The following is a 17,236-nucleotide window of genomic DNA, read 5'->3' as shown; positions in this document are numbered from 1 at the left end:
ATCTGAAACAAGATATCAAAGTTTCAGAAAAAGATTGCATTTCAATCGAATTGTGATATAGTAAAAACATCGAGGTGTACATTATGTTAAAAAATGGCTGTAAAACAATTGAACATCCGAGTTCTTCTTACTTTTATTTTACCTTTAGATAGAGGGCTGGTTCGCTTTGGACATTAGCCCGTTTTGATTTGAAATCAGGCTATATCTGAAGGGAATGCGAAATGAAATGCTGAACCGTACAGGATATGCCTGTACGGTTTTTTTTGTGGATTGTGTGAGAGGGGAGAAAAGAAATATGATGAAAAAAATCACGGTCAATCTCAAAGACAAAAGCTATCCGATTTTGATTCAGCGGGGATTACTAAATCAGATAGGACAGGTTCTCGATGGTCAGCGCAAGGTGATGATCATTACCGATGAAGGTGTTCCGGAGGAATATGCTCAGCGCGTACTGGCTCAGTGTTCCCAGGGCTATGTCGAACGGGTAATTCAGGGCGAAGGTGCCAAAAGTATGGAAGTTTACCAACAGATTTTGCGGCGATTGCTGAAAGAACGCTTTTCACGCAAAGATCTGATCGTCGCGTTAGGCGGCGGGGTTATCGGCGATTTGTCCGGATTTGTTGCGGCTACCTATATGCGAGGGATTGAGTTTATCAATATCCCAACGACAACGCTTTCCCAGATTGACAGCAGTATCGGCGGTAAAGTCGCAATTAATCTGGATGGAATTAAAAACTGTGTCGGAGCTTTCTGGCAGCCAAAAATGGTTTTCATTGATCCGGATGTACTGGCCACCTTGCCCAAACGGCATATCAACAACGGTTTAGCTGAAGCCTTAAAAGCGGGATTAATTCGGGATGAATCGTTATTTGAACTGTTTGAAACCGAAAATCCAATGGATCACATTGAAAAGATTCTATATAAATCGCTGATGATGAAAAAGAAGGTCGTCGAGATTGATGAACGCGAGATTGGTGTCCGGCGAATTTTGAATTTCGGCCATACGATCGGTCACGGCATCGAGAGCTATTATCATCTGCATGATGTTTATCATGGTGAAGCAGTAGCGTTAGGCATGATGAAGATGATCAAGGATGAAGTCGTGCGCGAACGTCTGCATCCGATTTATCAACGTTTAAATCTGAAAGAGGACATTGAATATGATCGTCAACAGGTTTACGATTTCATAACCAAAGATAAGAAGATTGACGGCGGAACACTGACGATTGTCCTGCTGCGCAAGGTAGGCGAGGCGTACTTGAAGGACATTCCGACAGAAAAAATCAAAGAATATCTGTAACAGATCAAGAATACAGAAATAAGATTGAAAGGCAAACGAATAAAACAAGGAGATCAAACGATGAAAAGTGCGATTGGACAATGCATTCAGCTATCGCTGTTTGGCGAAAGTCATGGCGAAGCGATTGGCGTAGTGATTCAGGGGCTGCCTTCGGGAATTCTGATTGATCAGGCCTGGATGCAAAAACAAATGGAAAAGCGCAAGCCGAAAGGAAAAATTTCAACCCAGCGGCAGGAAGCGGATATTCCGGAAATCGTCAGCGGCGTTTTTGAAGGCAGGACAACGGGGACGCCGCTGTGCATTCTGATCCAAAACGAAAATATGCGAAGCAAGGACTATTCCAAAATGCGGAATATTCCACGGCCTTCCCATGCCGATTACACAGCTGAGATCAAATATCTGGGGTATCAGGATTACCGCGGCGGCGGTCATTTCTCAGGACGGATTACCGCGCCGTTAGTAGCGGCGGGAGCGATTTTCCTGCAGATGCTCAAATCCAAGGGAATTGAAGTCGGAACGCATGTCAGTCAGATGCAGGAAATCATAGATGAGCCGCTGGCTGACGATGAGATCGTGCTGCGAAAACAACTGCTGGCTTTGGAGGATCAATATCTGGCCTGCATCCAGGATTCCGTACGGGATGCAGTTCAGAAAAGAATTGAAGAAGCGCAGGCTCAGGGTAATTCGATGGGCGGTATTTTGGAAAGTGCCGTTGTCGGAATGCCGGCTGGCGTAGGGGAACCTTTCTTTGATTCGGTCGAAAGCAAGCTTGCACATTTACTTTTCAGTATCGGAGCTGTGAAGGGCGTAGAATTTGGCGATGGTTTTGACTTCGCGGCGAAAACCGGCAGCGAAGCCAACGATGGCTTTGCGATCAAGGACGGACAGCTTCAGACGCTGACCAATCACAACGGCGGAATTAACGGCGGAATTACCAATGGCATGCCGCTGCGGATCCGGACGGTCGTGAAGCCGACGCCTTCCATATATAAACAGCAGTCCAGCGTTAATCTGAAAACTGGGGAAGCCGTGACGCTGCAGATTGAAGGCCGGCATGATCCGGCGATCCTGCATCGGGCAAGGGTCGTTGTTGACAGTATGATTGCTTTGGGGCTGGTGGATCTGTTGACAGAACGATTCGGGATTCTGTGGTGGAAAGGGGAAGACGCATGCGGCGGGGATTGATCGGTGAACATTTAGGTCACAGCTATTCCCAACGGATTCACGAAGCTCTGGGTGGTTATGCCTACGAGCTGATTGAAGTCAGTCCTCAGCAATTGGACGCTTTGATGAAAGCGAAAGAATTTGCGGCGCTGAATGTCACGATTCCGTATAAGCAGACGGTTATCCCCTATCTGGATGAACTCGATGAACGGGCACAGCGGATCGGCGCGGTCAATACGATCGTCAATGATCATGGCCGTCTGATCGGTAAAAACACGGATTATTATGGATGCCGGTTCATGCTGGAACAGGCGGGAATTGAGATTCGCGATAAGAAAGTCATTCTGTTGGGCAACGGCGGGGCTGCCCAGGCCGTTTATGCGGTACTGGAGGATTTGGGGGCTTTATCCATCCTCAAGGTGAAGCGGAATCCATCAGCGCAGACCTTAACCTATGAAGAAGCCTATCGACAGCACAGCGACGCTCAGGTGATCGTCAATACCAGCCCGGTAGGAATGTTTCCAGATCAGGAAGGGAATCCGATAGAACTGAATCACTTTCCTCAGTTGGAAAGCGTGGCGGATGTCATCTATAATCCGCACCGCACCCGCCTGATTGTCGAGGCGCAGAAGCGAGGGTGCAAAACTGCGACTGGGTTGAGCATGCTGACAGCGCAGGCGGCGGAAGCCATCCGGGCATTTACCGGCAAAGCCGTCAGTTCGGAAGCGATCCTGAAAATGACGGCGGATTTAGCCAGAGAAAAGATGAATCTTGTTTTGATCGGTATGCCGGGCTGCGGCAAGAGTACGATTGCCAGGAAACTGGCGGAGCTCAGCGGCCGTCCGCTTGTCGATATTGATCAGCGGATTGTTGAGCGAATCGGCATGCCGATTCGGGCGTTTTTCGATCAGGAAGGCGAAGCCTCTTTCCGCCAGATTGAGGTTGAGATCCTGGCTGAGGTGACGCTGCAGAGTGGGCAGATTATCGCCACCGGCGGCGGGATCGTCAAAGATTGGGAAAATGTTCGGCGGCTGCGCCAAAGCGGCAAAGTGTATTTCTTGGATCGCAGCCTGGATCAGCTGGAAACCGATCCAAGTCGCCCATTAAGCTCCAGCCGTGAAGCACTGCGTCAGTTATACGATCAGCGGATTGAGCTGTATCGGAGTGCCTGTGATCAACAGATTGACAACAACGGAAGCATTGAACAGACAGCTCAGGAATGCTGGCGCCGCTGGCAGATCGAGAACGATGGTTTTATTGATGAGAATACAAATTCAACAGGGGGAATGAAAAAATGATTATCACATTAAAAAAGAACACACCGCAGCCGGAAATTGACCGACTGATCAAAAAACTTTGAAAAACAAGGCGTTCAGGTCAACATGATCTCCGGTGCCAATTACAATGTTTTTGGTTTAGTCGGTGATACGGCGAAACTGGATGAACGGCGGATCATGGCAAATGAATGGGTGGAAGAGGTTACGCGCATTGCCGCCCCATATAAGCTGGCTAACCGGATGTTCCATCCGAAAGACTCCGTTATTAACGTCAGCGGCGTAAAGGTCGGCGGTCATGAAAAGATCGCGGTGATCGGCGGTCCCTGCTCGGTTGAAGGTGAAACGATGATCTGCGATATCGCCCAAGAGGTCAAGGCTGCCGGCGGCGTGATGCTGCGGGGCGGGGCATACAAGCCGAGAACCTCCCCATATGCGTTTCAGGGCATGGGCACCGAAGGTGTTCTGGCGATGGTCAAAGCGCGGGAAAAGACCGGTCTGCCGATTGTCAGTGAATTGATGAGCGCGGATAAGATTGATGAATTTGTCGAGCATGTCGATCTGATTCAGGTCGGAGCGCGCAACATGCAGAACTTCGATCTGTTAAAAGCATTGGGAAAAGTCAATAAGCCGGTGCTGTTAAAGCGCGGGTTGGCGAACACGATTGAGGAATGGATCATGGCGGCGGAATACATCATGGCCGGCGGCAACAAGAATGTGATCCTGTGCGAACGCGGGATCCGGACCTTTGAGAAATACACCCGCAACACGCTGGATCTGAGCGTTGTACCGATCATCAAGGAACGGACACATCTGCCGATCATCATTGACCCTTCGCATGCGACTGGGGACTGGAAGTTAGTCGAAGCGATGTCGCTGGCAGCGATCGCGGCGGGCGCGGATGGTTTGATCATCGAAGTCCATTCCTGCCCGGAATGCGCGTGGAGCGACGGCGCTCAGTCATTGAAGCCGGCGAAGTTTGCCTCGCTGATTGAAAAAGGCCGCGCGATTGCTCAGGTGGTAGGGAGATCTCTGTAATGCAGGCAACGATGACTCCGGGTATTTGTACTCAGCCAACCGTTTCGATTCCTCCAAGCAAATCCATGGCGCATCGGGCGATCATCTGCGCGGCTTTGGCTCAGGGGGAAAGCTTGATCCATCATGTCGATTATTCCGATGACATTTTGACGACGATTGACGGTATGCGCAAACTGGGCGCACGAATTGAACTGGATGGCAGCGATGTGCGGGTTTGGGGAATTCCCGATTTTCATCAATTAAAGACCGATGAAATCTTCTGTAAGGAATCCGGCTCAACCCTGCGCTTCTTCATTCCGATCTTTTCGCTGACTGGCCAGCGCGTGCGCTTTACCGGTCAGAATCGCCTGCTCAAGCGTCCCCAGACCGTCTATGAACAACTGTTTCAGGCTCAGGGGCTGGTTTATTCGCAGTCCGAAGAACGAATTGAAATTGAAGGCGCGCTCCAGCCGGGTGAGTTTACCCTGCGCGGTGATATCAGCTCGCAGTTTATTTCCGGTTTGTTGTTTGCCTTAGTCTGCTGCTGCGAAGATTCCCGGCTACATATCGAACCGCCGTTTGAGTCACGCTCTTATGTGGAGCTGACACTGCAGATGCTTGAGGATTTTGGCGTTCATGCTTATTTTGAAGATGAACTGACGCTGCGGATTCCCGGCGGTCAGCGTTATCGCGCCTGTGAAACAACGGTGGAATCGGATTATTCCCAGCTTGGCTTTTACGCGGCGCTGGGGTGCATTAATCATGAGATTCGCTGCCTAGGTCTGCGGCCGGATTCCCGCCAGGGCGATCGGCAGATTCTGGACATCGTTCGGGCCATGGGCGGTAACGTGGAAGTGAATGAAAAAGAAATTATTTTCCGTCCTGCGGCGTTAAAAGGTTCGGTCATCGATATGCAGAACTGTCCGGATCTCGGCCCGATTTTGATGGTTTTGGCCAGTTTTGCCCAGGGTGAAACAAAAATGATCAATGCGGCTCGCCTGCGCTATAAAGAAAGTGATAGAATAGAAGCGATGGAAACCGAGCTCCGTAAAGTGGGCGTCCAGATTCATTCCACAGAAAGTGAAGTCTGGATCGAAGGACCTACACCTTGGCAGGGCGGCGTTACTGTCAGCGGCCATCAGGATCATCGCATTGTTATGGCACTGGCTATTGGTGCGACAATGGCAGAGGGGCCGATTACAATTGAAGGCGCACAGGCCATTGCCAAATCGTATCCTGGATTTTTTGCGGATTTACGGTCTCTGGGTATTGAAATAAAGGAGAATTAACAACATGCAGGAGGAATCGCATTTTCTGATCATCGGTTTAGGCCTTTTGGGCGGCAGCTACGCTCAGGGGTTAAAGCGCAAAGGCTATCACGTCAGCGCCCTGGATATCAATCCTGAAAGCATTGCTTATGCCTTAGAACAAGGCTGGATTGATGAGGGCGCTGTGGGTTTTGATGAAAAACTCGTAGCTCAGGCGGACAGCATCGTGTTCGGCCTGTATCCACAGGCGCTTTTGGAATGGATTGATCAACATCAGGACAGCTTTGCCCCCAACACCCGCATCACAGATGTGACCGGCGTCAAGGAACAAATTGTCACTCAGGTTCAGCAAAAGCTGCGTCCGGATGTGGAATTTATTGCTAGTCATCCGATGGCTGGCCGGGAGGTCAGCGGGGTTCAGTATGCCGACTGCTCCATTTTTGAACCGGCGAACTTCATTATTACTCCCACTGCGGCGAATACCGAAGCTGGAATTGCCTGGGTTAGGTCATTGGCTGAAGCTCTGAATTTTCGGAATATCGCTGTGCTCAGTCCGGCGGAACATGATAAGATGATCGGTTTTCTCAGTCAGCTGACGCATGTCATCGCTGTGACCCTAATGAACACCAGTGACAACACGCATCTGGTTGACTATACCGGTGATTCTTTCCGGGATTTGACACGGATTGCCAAGATTAACGAATCGTTATGGACTGAGTTGTTTTTGATGAACAAGCAGAATCTGGTTCGAGAAATTGATGAATTTGCCGCCGAGCTGGCGCATTTCCGCAGCGTTCTGGAAAATGAAGAGACAGATGAGATGAAGCGGCTGTTCCGTCAATCGACACAGCGGCGAAAATGTTTTGACAAGTGAGGAAAAGAAAATGAAATTTTTAGTTGTCAATGGTCCGAATATCAATATGACCGGAATCCGCGAACAAGGTGTTTACGGCGCACGGAATTATGCGGAGATCACAGCGATGATCCAAGCAGAAGCCAAGCGGCGTGAAATCGAGATTGAAGTCGTTCAAAGCAATATCGAAGGTGAGATGATCAACGCCATTCAACGGTGTTACTTTGAGAACATGGATGGTCTGATTATCAATCCGGGAGCTTATACGCATACCAGCTATGCCCTCCATGACGCAATCAAAAGTATTGCGCCGATTCCTGCGGTTGAAGTCCATTTTTCCAATGTTCATGCCCGTGAGCGTTTCCGGCATGAATCCAAAACGGCGCCGGCTTGTCTTGGACAGCTGTGCGGCTTTGGCGATTATGGTTATGTTATGGCAATGGATGCTTTAATTCAGCATCTCAGCTCAAAACATTGAAACAGCTTCGGCTGTTTTTTTGTTTTCTTCGGCTGTTCATCCAGATGGACATCGCTTATAATGGAAAGAACAAGTAAAGGTGATTTTCCAGTCTTGTTTTTTAGGCAGCAAACAAGAAAAAGGGGGCTTGGCAATGAACGCGGATTTACATATTCATTCCTGGTATTCAGATGGTTCGATGACCATTGATGAAATTCTGAATCAGGCACAATTAAATCAGGTCGGCCTGATTGCGGTGACGGATCATAACCAGCTTTCAGGAAGCCGGGAATGTCTGCGGAAATGCGAAGCCTGGAAGATTCAATGTCTGTCGGGCGTGGAGTTGGACGCCCAGCAGCTGGGGATTAATTTTCATATTCTGGGGTACGGAATGGATTTAGAGAACAGCCAGTTCAATGAATTTGTGGAAACGAATTGCGGTCGTTTGGAACGTGTCAATGCGTTGTTAATTGAAAAAATGGAACAGGCAGGCGAATCGGTAAGCTTGAAGGAATACCAACAATTTTCTTATGATCGACAATGGGGCGGCTGGAAGGCTCTGCATTATTTCGCGGCCAAAGGAATCGTTGCGAACTACAGGCAGGGATTCTCGGTTTATGCTCGATATCATCATGATTACAGCTGCGCCGGTTTTCCTTCGGTTAGTGAAGTCGTTCGGCAGATTCACGCGGCTAAAGGGAAGGCAATTTTGGCGCATCCGGGAAAAGTGATTCCTTCATCGGCTTTGTTGGAAATTTTGCCAACGATCATGGAGACGGGATTAGATGGAATTGAGTGCTGGTATCCTTCCCATGATCATTTTGTGACACAAACCTGTCTGAAGTATTGTCAAGACCGAGGATTAATGATCACGTCCGGAGCCGACTGCCATGGCGTCTTTGAAAAGACGACAATCGGCCAGATGGCAGTCCCAATATCGCAGTTAGAATTAAAAGATCTGATATAACGAAAATTGTGGGTCTGGTCAGAAGTTCGGAAACAGACAGAAGTAAAACTTTTTGCGTACTTACCGCTGCCTTGTATTTCTGTGCAAAAATTGTTCGTGTTTATCAGCTCAGCGATGAAAAAAGTCTTGCAAATATTTTAAATCGGACTATAATATAAAAGGTATCGGGATGTAGCACAGCTTGGTAGTGCACTTCGTTCGGGACGAAGGGGTCGCAGGTTCAAATCCTGTCATCCCGACCATTTAAAAATAACGGCATGAAGGCCGTTTTTTTGTGCTCTGAAGCGGGGATGACGGATTTAACCAGCGAAATCATCCTCACCTAAAGTTGGTTTGATTCCCCTTCGTCCGATTCAACATATTCTAGGAATATTCGATCTTCAAAACGTCCGCGGGAATGCGCTTTTTGTTTTTTGACGGTTTGGATCTCAACTTCATTCAAGCCGAAATGCCGGATAACCGCATCTACGACTTCGCTTAAATCGGCCAGTTCCTCAGTCAGTGCCTTGCGGTCTTCGGCATTCTGAACTTCCATCGCTTCCTCAACGAGTTTGGCTTTGAGGGCTGTGCAATACGCTGAGGAAGTTAAGGTGCGGGTTTGACAGTGTCGGTGCTCAGTCCGAATGATGTCCGGAATGCGGTCGCGAACCAGTTTATTATGGTGAATCTGCATGGTATTCACACTCCATTTCTGTCTTTATTGTAGCATAGTTTATCCTGGACAAGTCAGCAGAATGAACTTTATCATTTGATCATGAAATGTTGAAAACAGACCTTTAACAGCGGGTGGGGTACAATCTGGAAATGGCAATTTCAAGCTTTTATGTTATAATTCAATGGAGAAAACCCATAGGCTTGCCTATGGGAGTAGTCAGAATGTCAGCGATCTCGATGTAGAAATTATAAAAAAGAAAGAAAGGAATTGAATATGAAAATAGGAGTTGTATCTTTAGGCTGCTGCAAGAATTTGGTTGACAGCGAGCGCATGATGGGGCTGCTGCGGCAGTCCGGTCATGAAATTGTTCATAATGTTCATGAGGCGGAAGCGATTATCGTGAATACCTGCGGCTTTATTGAACCCGCTAAGGAGGAAGCGATCAACACGATTCTGGAAATGGCGGAATATAAAAATGAAAACTGCCGGAAGCTGATTGTTGCCGGATGTCTGGCACAGCGCTACAAAGCAGATCTGCAGGCGGAAATGCCGGAAGTTGATTATTTCCTGACGATCAGTGAATATCCGAAGATGGGACAGATTTTGACGCAGGTTTTAGGCGAAAAAGTGTTGGATGGGTATGGCAAGAATACTCGATTAGTTTCGACCAAGCCATGGACAGCCTATCTGAAAATTGCCGAAGGCTGCGATAATCGCTGCTCATATTGCGCTATTCCGGGAATTCGAGGCGGATACGTTTCTTTCCCGATTGAAGATCTGGTTGCGGAAGCAAAACAGCTGGCGGCAGAAGGGGTAAAAGAACTCGTCGTAATTGCTCAGGACACCTCCCGCTACGGCACGGATTGTTACGGCCGGCGGCGGATTTGGGATCTGCTGACGGAACTGAATGCGATTGAAGGACTGCATTGGATTCGTGTTCTTTACTTGTATCCGGATGAAATTGATGATGAATTTGTTACGGGCATTAAGGATCTGAAGAAAGTGATTCCTTATTTCGATATTCCAGTTCAGCATGGCAGCGATAAGATGCTGCAGCTGATGAATCGCCGCGGCAGCGTGGAAAGTATTCTGCGGACAGTGAAACTGATTCGGGAAACTTATGAAATGCCGGTGCTGCGGACAACGATGATCGTCGGTTTCCCACAGGAAACAGAAGAAGACTTCCAGAAAATGATTGATTTTATTCAGGAAGTTCGTTGGGATCGTTTGGGTGCTTTCACTTTCTCCAATGAGGAGGATACTCCAGCATATACCATGGAAGGTCAGATTTCCCAGGAAATCATGGATGAACGGTTGGAACGGTTAATGACAGTCCAAAATCAGATTGCGCAGGAGAATGGTGAAGCCTTGATTGGCAAGACACTGGAAGTTCTGATTGAGAACCAGGATGGACTAACGGGCTATTACCATGGCCGCGGCATCCACAGTGCGCCTGACGGAATTGACGGACTGATCAAGTTTAAAAGCTCCCGCAGCTATCAGCCGGGGACCTTTGCCTGGGTTAAAGTAACGAAGGCTCGGCATCATGATTTAATCGGCGTTGATGCCTGCGATGCTGAAGAAGTGACAGCTTAGCTGAAAATATCAAAACGAAATTATAGACAACACCACTCTGTCTGATTTACAGACGGAGTTTTTTGTTTTGGGGAATTGAATTGATATGAGGGATTGATTGAAAATAGATACGTCAGGCGGGAAACCTTAAAAAGTCAGCCAGAATGACAAAGAAAACGAGATAGAAAAGAAGAAAAATAAGAATTGACAAAGATGGAAGAGAATTCTATAATTCAATTAGATAAACATCTAATTGATGGAGATCAGAAAGGAAAAATAAAATGAACAAAGCAGTTAAAAAAGGAATGATCGGGTTCATGTTGATGGCAGTTGTTCTGGGCGGATGTCAAAAAGCATCGGAGCCGAAACAAACCGACGAACCAGGAACGGAGGTTACGGATAAAGTGACAGGCAGCCGCGAAGAAATTGCGAAAGCGTATGTAGAAACCTTGGGAGCCGGCGATTTTGAAAAGCTGTTAAAAGGTTTTGCCTACGATGAACAAATGCAGAAAGCTGCGGTTCAGCTGCAGGCTTCTCTGGAACCTTCATTGAAACAGCTGGGGGCGCTGAAAGAAATTCAAAAAGCCAATGAGATCGAACAGGGTGCCTACAAGATTGTTCAGGTACCAGTTCTTTTTGAAAATCAGAATTTAAGTGTTAATGTTGTCTTTAATGATCAGGATCAAATTGCAGGCGTTAATTTCTCAGAATATGTTGAACCAAGCGATGTTGCGGCCCTGACATTGCCGGAAGGCGCGAGAGAACAGGAATTGACAATCACGATGCGGGATGGAAAGGATCTGCCGGCGACGCTGACATTGCCCAACAAGGAACAGCCGGTTCCGGTCATCATTCTGGTTCACGGTTCCGGGCCGAATGACCGCAATGAAACAATTTACGGCAATACCGTTTTTAAGGATATCGCTTATCGGCTTGCTGAACAGGGGATTGCAACCCTTCGTTATGACAAGCGTACCTATGTTTATGGCGCAGATTGTGCCGCTGATATACAGCTGACGGTGGATCAGGAAACAGTACAGGATGCTGTGGATATCGTTGAATTCATGGCCGGGCAGCCAGAAGTGGATTCCGCTGCAATCTATGTCTTGGGTCATAGTTTAGGTGGGTTATGCATTCCCCGTATCGCCGCGGAAACACCGCAGGCTGCCGGTTATATTATGATGGCTGCACCGGTAACGGATTTAGCCTCATTAATGCGATTTCAATATGCTCATTTAGCTCAGTTTATGAATACAGATCAGGAAAAAGCAGCGGTTGATGCAGCGTTGGCTGAGCTGGATAAGCTGAATCAGCTGGATCAGTTAGCTGATGATGAATTAGTCGCAGGAGCTTATCCGGCTTATTGGAAAGATCTGCTTGCTTATAATCCGGTTAAAACGGCAGAAGCGATAACGAAACCAGTTCTGGTACTGCAGGGAGAAGAAGATTATCAGGTTCCGCTGCAGGAATATGAAACATGGAAGGCCGCATATGGCGAACGATCAAATTGGACTTTCCACAGTTATCCGGGGTTATCTCATTTGATGATGCCGGGTGACTTTGATGCGAATCCGAATACTTACTATATGCAGAAGGCGATTGTGGATGAGCAGGTGACCAAGGACATTGCAGCTTTCATTGCAACCGAGCCGACATATTAATCATGCTGAGAATCGGCCTGTTTATAAACAAGGTTAAATCAATATCAGGTTTGAGAATAAGTGAAACCAGTTTTAAAACCAAGATGCCGATCAGGTCAGAATTGAAATCTGTGAGTGAGGACAAAAAGAAAGTTTAAGTTATGATCGGCAGCGCTGCAGGATTTCTGAAAATTTTGAAAGACAGAAACTCACGATCTAGTCAGATCGAAAGAAACTGGAAATCAATCCGGAAAAAATCAAAAAAAGAGCTGTATTTTCATTTAGGAGCAGCGGAAATCACGTCGCTTCCGTTTGAAAGAAAAACAGCTTTTTTTATTGGAGAAATGGTAAAGGAGATGTGAAAATTCAGGACATTGTGGATGATTTGAATGAAAAAATGCAAACGGTTGACTACATTGATAAGTTCGTTCAAACAAAGCTTGATCAACACTAAACTGATGGCTGTCTGAAATCCTGTTATGAAGGATTAAAACTGAGCAGTGAATGAATGATTGATTATGTATGGAAAAATTGGTTTGTTTATTGGACTTCCAGCGCCGCACTGAAAAACCTGACTTTTCGATGCGGTCTTTAGTTGTAACCCCTTGCAGCTTTCGCTATAATTAAATCTAAGGAGGACCTAGAGTATGAAAACATATTTAGGAATTGATTTAGGGGGAACGAATGTCCGCGTTGCCAAAGTTACGCGTGATGGAATTGTTTTGGCAGAAGTCAAACGTCCGTCGCTGGCCCAGGAGGGACCGCGGAAGGTCATGGACAACATGATGGAAATGATCCGGGAAATTCCGGGGTATACTGAATGTGAGGGGATTGGCGTCGGGGTGCCGGGGCCGGTGGATACAATCAACGGAAAAATGCTGATGGCGACCAACCTGCCAGGTTTTGAACAATATCCGATTGCGGCGGAATTGACGCAGAACTTCAATATGCCGGCTTATGTTGACAACGATGCCAATGTTGCCGGACTAGCGGAAGCGTTAGTCGGAGCTGGAAAGGGCTTGCCGGTCGTCTATTATGTCACGATTTCGACCGGTATCGGCGGCGCCTTGATCGTCGATGGCAAAGTTGTCAGCGGCAAGCATGGTCACGCAGGTGAAATCGCCAATATTATCATTGACCGCAACCGCGAAAAGGTCAATCATTTGAATATCGGCGCTGTGGAAAATGAAGCCAGCGGTGTGGCGATTACCCGTAAGGGCAAAGCGCTTTTCGGAGATCAGATTCGGCATGCCGGCGATGTGTTTGATCTGGCAAAACAAGGCAATCCGCAGGCGCAATCGATTGTGGATAATATGACCTATGATTTGGCTGTGATGTTTTCAGTCATCGCGCATATTGCAGATCCGTGGATGTTTGTGATCGGCGGAGGCATGATGCAGTCCAAAGACGTATTTATGGATAAAGTTGTTGCGAATTTCAAGAATCTTGTGCATGTCCCGATGCGGGATACGCTCTTTGAAACAGCCAAGCTGGAAGAACCGGGAATTATCGGTGCGGCAATGTTGCCAATCTCTCACGGAAACTAACAGAACAGAAAGAAGGAATAACCTTGATTTCAGAAAAATGTCTGCGCCAGTATGCTGAACTGGCTGTCCGCTTGGGCGTTCATGTCCAAAAAGGACAGCTGCTGGTGATTAAAGCGCAGGTGGATTCAGCGCCGTTTGTCCGGCTGTGTGTTGAAGAAGGCTATCGCGCAGGTGCAGGCGAAGTGGTGGTGCTGTGGCAGGATGATCAGCTCACAAAGCTCGATTATGATTACGCGGATACCGCGGTGCTTCAGCGTGTGCCGGATTGGCTTGTGGCACGGGAACAGGAATTTGTTGACCGCGGCTACTGCATTTTGAACATTGACTCCAGCATTCCTGGAATAATGAAAGACGTCGATCAGCAAAAGGTGCAGCAGGTTGTTGCGGCGCGACGCAAAGCCCTGGAGAAGTTTCAGAATTACACGATGGCTAATGAAGGTCAGTGGTCGATCATCGCGATCCCGAATCCGGAATGGGCGCTGAAAGTCTTTCCGGACGAAACGCCGGAAGCGGCCGTGGAAAAACTGTGGAACGCCATTCTGGCTTCCGTGCGCATCCAAAAGGATCAGGATCCGATCGCTCTATGGGAAAAACACAACCAGGAGCTGTCCGCTCACAATGACTGGCTGAATCGTCAGCAGTTTGCTTCCCTGCATTTTAAAAACCAAAAGGGAACCGATCTGGTTGTGGAGTTGGCGGAAGGTCATATCTGGGAAGGCGGCTGTGAAAAATCCCAGCATGGTGTTGTCTTTAATCCCAATATGCCGACTGAAGAAAATTTTACAATGCCAAAAAGAACGGGCGTTCAGGGCCGCGTTCAGGCAACCAAGCCGCTGAGCTATCAGGGCAAGCTGATTCAGAACTTCTGGATTGAATTTGAACAGGGTAAAGCTGTGCGCTGGCATGCGGAGGAAGAAGAAGCCGCTTTGGCCAGCCTAATTGAATTCGATGAAGGCAGTGCTTATCTTGGTGAAGTCGCGCTGATCGATGTAGATACCCCAATCTCCCAGTCCGGAATTTTGTTCTATAATACCTTATTTGATGAAAATGCCAGCTGTCATCTCGCTTTGGGCCGGGCATATCCAATGAATATGGAAGGCTCACAGGACATGAGTGAAGAAGAAATGAAGGCCAAAGGCTGTAATTTCTCAATGGTCCATGTGGATTTCATGTTCGGCAGCGACGATATGCAGATCACGGGTGTTCATGCGGATGGAACGGAAGTTGTTTTCTTCAAAGACGGAAAGTTCTGCATTGAAGCCTAAACCAGCAAAGGAAGAACAAAGGCGCGAAGAAGCGCCTTTTTTGCCGGGAAAAAGGATCAGGGATATCCCTTTTCACGATAGCCGTGATATACTTGAAAGGATGAGGTGGATGTATGAAGAAAGCATTAGCAGAAATTATAAAATTTAATGAAGAACGCGATTGGGACCAATTTCACAGTCCGGAGAATCTGGCCAAGTCAATTGCGATTGAAGCGGGTGAACTGCTGGAATGTTTCCAATGGAATGCTGAGTTTGATCAGCAAAAGGTCTGTGAGGAACTGGCGGATGTGATGAACTATTGCCTGCTAATGAGCGCAAAGCTGGGCGTGGATGCCGAAACGATTATTTTGCAGAAGCTGGAAAAGAACCGTGAAAAATACCCGGTGGAGAAAGCCAGAGGTAAAAGTACAAAATACGATCAGCTGTAGGAGGAATTTTGAATGGTCAGAATAAAAACAATTCCATTTGATGATCAGGCAGTAAATAAGGCAAGAGGAATTACGCAGGCAATTCAGTACCCTTCAGTTTATATTCTGACAGGCCGTAAAGAGGCCTATGTTGGAGAAACGATCAACATTGCCCATCGCATTCAGCAGCATTACCATCATGCTGACCGGAGGCGCCTGGATCAGCTGAGGGTCATTACTGATAAGCGGTTTAATAAGTCGGCAACAACGGATATCGAAGCTTCGCTGATCAAGTATCTTTCAGCCGACGGTCAGTTCAGACTGCAGAATGGAAATAATGGAATCCGCAATTATAACTATTATGAAAAAGAGGTCTATGAGAAAACCTTCAGAGAAATCTGGCAGCTGCTGATAAAACAGGGGATTGCAAAGCATAATCATGTTCAGATTGAAAACAGTGATTTATTTAAATATTCCCCTTATAAATCGTTGACGGAGGATCAGTACAAGACGGCAGAGAGTTTGTTTGATTCACTTTTGCAGCATCTTCAGCGCAATGAAGAAACTGCTTTTCTGGTTCATGGCGGAGCAGGAACCGGAAAGACTGTGCTGGCCGTTTATCTGATGAAACTGATCACAGATGTGATGACGTCCCAACCTGAGGCGGCGGATGAATTTACAGCGGATGAAGATGAATTTTCATTTCAGAGCCTATATTATCTGAAAAATATTAAAAGTTTAAAAATAGGCTTGGTTGTTCCTATGACTTCACTGCGCAAAACCTTGAAAAAAGTGTTTAAGCAGGTTCAGGGACTTCGGTCTTCCATGGTTATCGGTCCCTCGGATGTGATCAAAGAACATTATGACGTGCTTATCGTAGATGAAGCTCATCGGCTGCGGCAAAAGAAGAATCTGATGCCGGGACATCACAAGGTATTTGAGCGGATTAATGCGCAGTTAGGTCTCAAGGATGGAAATGAATGGGATTGGATTCGCTGCTGCAGTGATTATCAGATCTTGTTTTATGATGATACGCAGACGGTGAAACCCACGGATATAGACAATGGAGTATTTCAGCGATTAGTTCAAAAAGAAAACACGGAAGAGTATTTCTTAACATCCCAGATGCGGGTAGCGGCCGGCCAGGATTATATTGCTTATGTTGAAAATATTCTGTACGAATATGGAAATCCAAAGAAAAAGAAGTTTAAAAATTACGAATTTCTCCTGTTTGATCAGATTCAGGATTTAGTCCGAACGCTGCAGGAGAAGGAAAGGGAAGTTGGACTATGCCGGCTGGTCGCCGGTTATGCCTGGAAATGGAAAACCCAAAACAAAGCTTTGGATCAAATCCGAAGTGAACAGCTATATGATATTGAGATTGAATCCAGCCGCTTCATTTGGAATTCAGTCAATGAAGACTGGGTAAATTCTGAGAATGCTGTCAACGAGGTGGGATGCATTCATACGGTACAGGGCTATGATCTAAATTATGCCGGCGTCATCATCGGTCCGGAATTGGCCTATGATGAACAAACTCAGAGCATTGTGGTTCACGCTGAGCACTATTTTGACCGATTTGGCAAAGCTTCGATTCACGATGAAAAGATTCTGAAGCATTATATTCTCAATATTTATAAGGTTTTGTTAACCCGGGCAATCAAGGGTACTTTTGTCTATGTCTGTGATCCGGCACTGCGAAACTATTTCAGACAATGGATTGATTCTGCTGAGGAATGAGCTGGAATAATCATAAAAGTCAGTGTGAATGCGGCTGAATTCTGAATGTTTCTTCTGGACGTTTCATGTTTGGCGATACTGCTGACAAAAACTTTTCTTGGATTGCC

Annotated in this window: 15 protein-coding genes, 1 tRNA gene and 1 pseudogene; 16 read left to right on the top strand and 1 reads right to left on the bottom strand. The window is 47.0% G+C overall.

Annotated features, from left to right (window positions below):
* The first annotated feature begins 295 nt into the window (after positions 1-295).
* The 9 genes and pseudogenes from aroB (at position 296) to BN162_RS05680 (ending at position 8,542) form a co-directional block, all read left to right on the top strand.
* Positions 296-1,300, top strand: coding sequence for a 3-dehydroquinate synthase (gene aroB, locus BN162_RS05720; protein WP_020224134.1), 1,005 nt, complete (start codon positions 296-298; stop codon positions 1,298-1,300).
* A gap of 60 nt (positions 1,301-1,360) precedes the next feature.
* Entirely contained in the window at positions 1,361-2,485 is a 1,125-nt protein-coding gene (gene aroC, locus BN162_RS05715; protein WP_020224133.1) for a chorismate synthase, read from the top strand.
* Entirely contained in the window at positions 2,470-3,762 is a 1,293-nt protein-coding gene (locus tag BN162_RS05710) for a shikimate kinase (RefSeq protein WP_020224132.1), read from the top strand. The genes aroC and BN162_RS05710 overlap by 16 nt, the downstream gene beginning before the upstream one ends.
* A pseudogene (gene aroF / locus BN162_RS05705) lies at positions 3,759-4,776 on the top strand (3-deoxy-7-phosphoheptulonate synthase). Before BN162_RS05710 ends, aroF begins: the two are co-directional and overlap by 4 nt.
* Positions 4,776-6,044 (top strand): 3-phosphoshikimate 1-carboxyvinyltransferase, encoded by a 1,269-nt coding sequence (gene aroA / locus BN162_RS05700; protein WP_020224130.1) that lies wholly within the window; start codon positions 4,776-4,778, stop codon positions 6,042-6,044. The pseudogene aroF and the gene aroA overlap by 1 nt, the downstream one beginning before the upstream one ends.
* Positions 6,045-6,048: 4 nt before the next feature.
* Complete coding sequence (locus tag BN162_RS05695; protein ID WP_020224129.1) at positions 6,049-6,897, top strand: prephenate dehydrogenase; 849 nt, start codon at positions 6,049-6,051, stop codon at positions 6,895-6,897.
* Between the two features lie 10 nt (positions 6,898-6,907).
* Entirely contained in the window at positions 6,908-7,354 is a 447-nt protein-coding gene (gene aroQ, locus BN162_RS05690; protein ID WP_020224128.1) for a type II 3-dehydroquinate dehydratase, read from the top strand.
* Positions 7,355-7,487: 133 nt separating this feature from the next.
* A complete protein-coding gene (locus BN162_RS05685) occupies positions 7,488-8,300 on the top strand; it encodes a PHP domain-containing protein (protein WP_020224127.1) in 813 nt (270 codons plus the stop codon).
* 165 nt (positions 8,301-8,465) lie between these two features.
* Positions 8,466-8,542: transfer RNA gene (locus BN162_RS05680), tRNA-Pro, on the top strand.
* Positions 8,543-8,622: 80 nt separating this feature from the next.
* On the opposite strand, the gene BN162_RS05675 is transcribed toward BN162_RS05680, so the two are convergent.
* Positions 8,623-8,973: a nucleoside triphosphate pyrophosphohydrolase gene (locus tag BN162_RS05675; protein WP_020224126.1), complete on the bottom strand. Its 351-nt coding sequence runs from the start codon at positions 8,971-8,973 to the stop codon at positions 8,623-8,625.
* A gap of 255 nt (positions 8,974-9,228) precedes the next feature.
* Between BN162_RS05675 and rimO the strand changes: the two genes are divergently transcribed.
* The 7 genes from rimO to BN162_RS05640 all read left to right on the top strand — a co-directional run bounded on the left by rimO (position 9,229) and on the right by BN162_RS05640 (position 17,129).
* Positions 9,229-10,551: a 30S ribosomal protein S12 methylthiotransferase RimO gene (gene rimO, locus BN162_RS05670; protein ID WP_020224125.1), complete on the top strand. Its 1,323-nt coding sequence runs from the start codon at positions 9,229-9,231 to the stop codon at positions 10,549-10,551.
* Between the two features lie 260 nt (positions 10,552-10,811).
* The gene (locus tag BN162_RS05665) at positions 10,812-12,191 is read left to right on the top strand and encodes an alpha/beta fold hydrolase (protein ID WP_020224124.1); all 1,380 of its coding nucleotides are present in this window, start codon (positions 10,812-10,814) and stop codon (positions 12,189-12,191) included.
* Positions 12,192-12,331: 140 nt separating this feature from the next.
* Positions 12,332-12,532, top strand: coding sequence for a hypothetical protein (locus BN162_RS05660; protein ID WP_020224123.1), 201 nt, complete (start codon positions 12,332-12,334; stop codon positions 12,530-12,532).
* A 285-nt stretch (positions 12,533-12,817) separates the two neighbouring features.
* On the top strand, positions 12,818-13,717 hold the full coding sequence (locus tag BN162_RS05655) for an ROK family protein (RefSeq protein WP_020224121.1): 900 nt from the start codon (positions 12,818-12,820) through the stop codon (positions 13,715-13,717).
* A 23-nt stretch (positions 13,718-13,740) separates the two neighbouring features.
* Complete coding sequence (locus BN162_RS05650) at positions 13,741-14,982, top strand: aminopeptidase (protein ID WP_020224120.1); 1,242 nt, start codon at positions 13,741-13,743, stop codon at positions 14,980-14,982.
* 113 nt (positions 14,983-15,095) lie between these two features.
* Positions 15,096-15,410 (top strand): nucleotide pyrophosphohydrolase, encoded by a 315-nt coding sequence (locus BN162_RS05645; RefSeq protein WP_020224119.1) that lies wholly within the window; start codon positions 15,096-15,098, stop codon positions 15,408-15,410.
* Positions 15,411-15,422: 12 nt separating this feature from the next.
* Entirely contained in the window at positions 15,423-17,129 is a 1,707-nt protein-coding gene (locus BN162_RS05640; RefSeq protein ID WP_020224118.1) for a DUF2075 domain-containing protein, read from the top strand.
* The last annotated feature ends 107 nt before the right edge of the window (positions 17,130-17,236 follow it).

The sequence above is a fragment of the Holdemania massiliensis AP2 genome (genome assembly GCF_000327285.1).
GTDB classification, from domain to species: domain Bacteria; phylum Bacillota_I; class Bacilli_A; order Erysipelotrichales; family Erysipelotrichaceae; genus Holdemania; species Holdemania massiliensis.
This window is presented reverse-complemented; position numbering and strand designations above follow the sequence as displayed.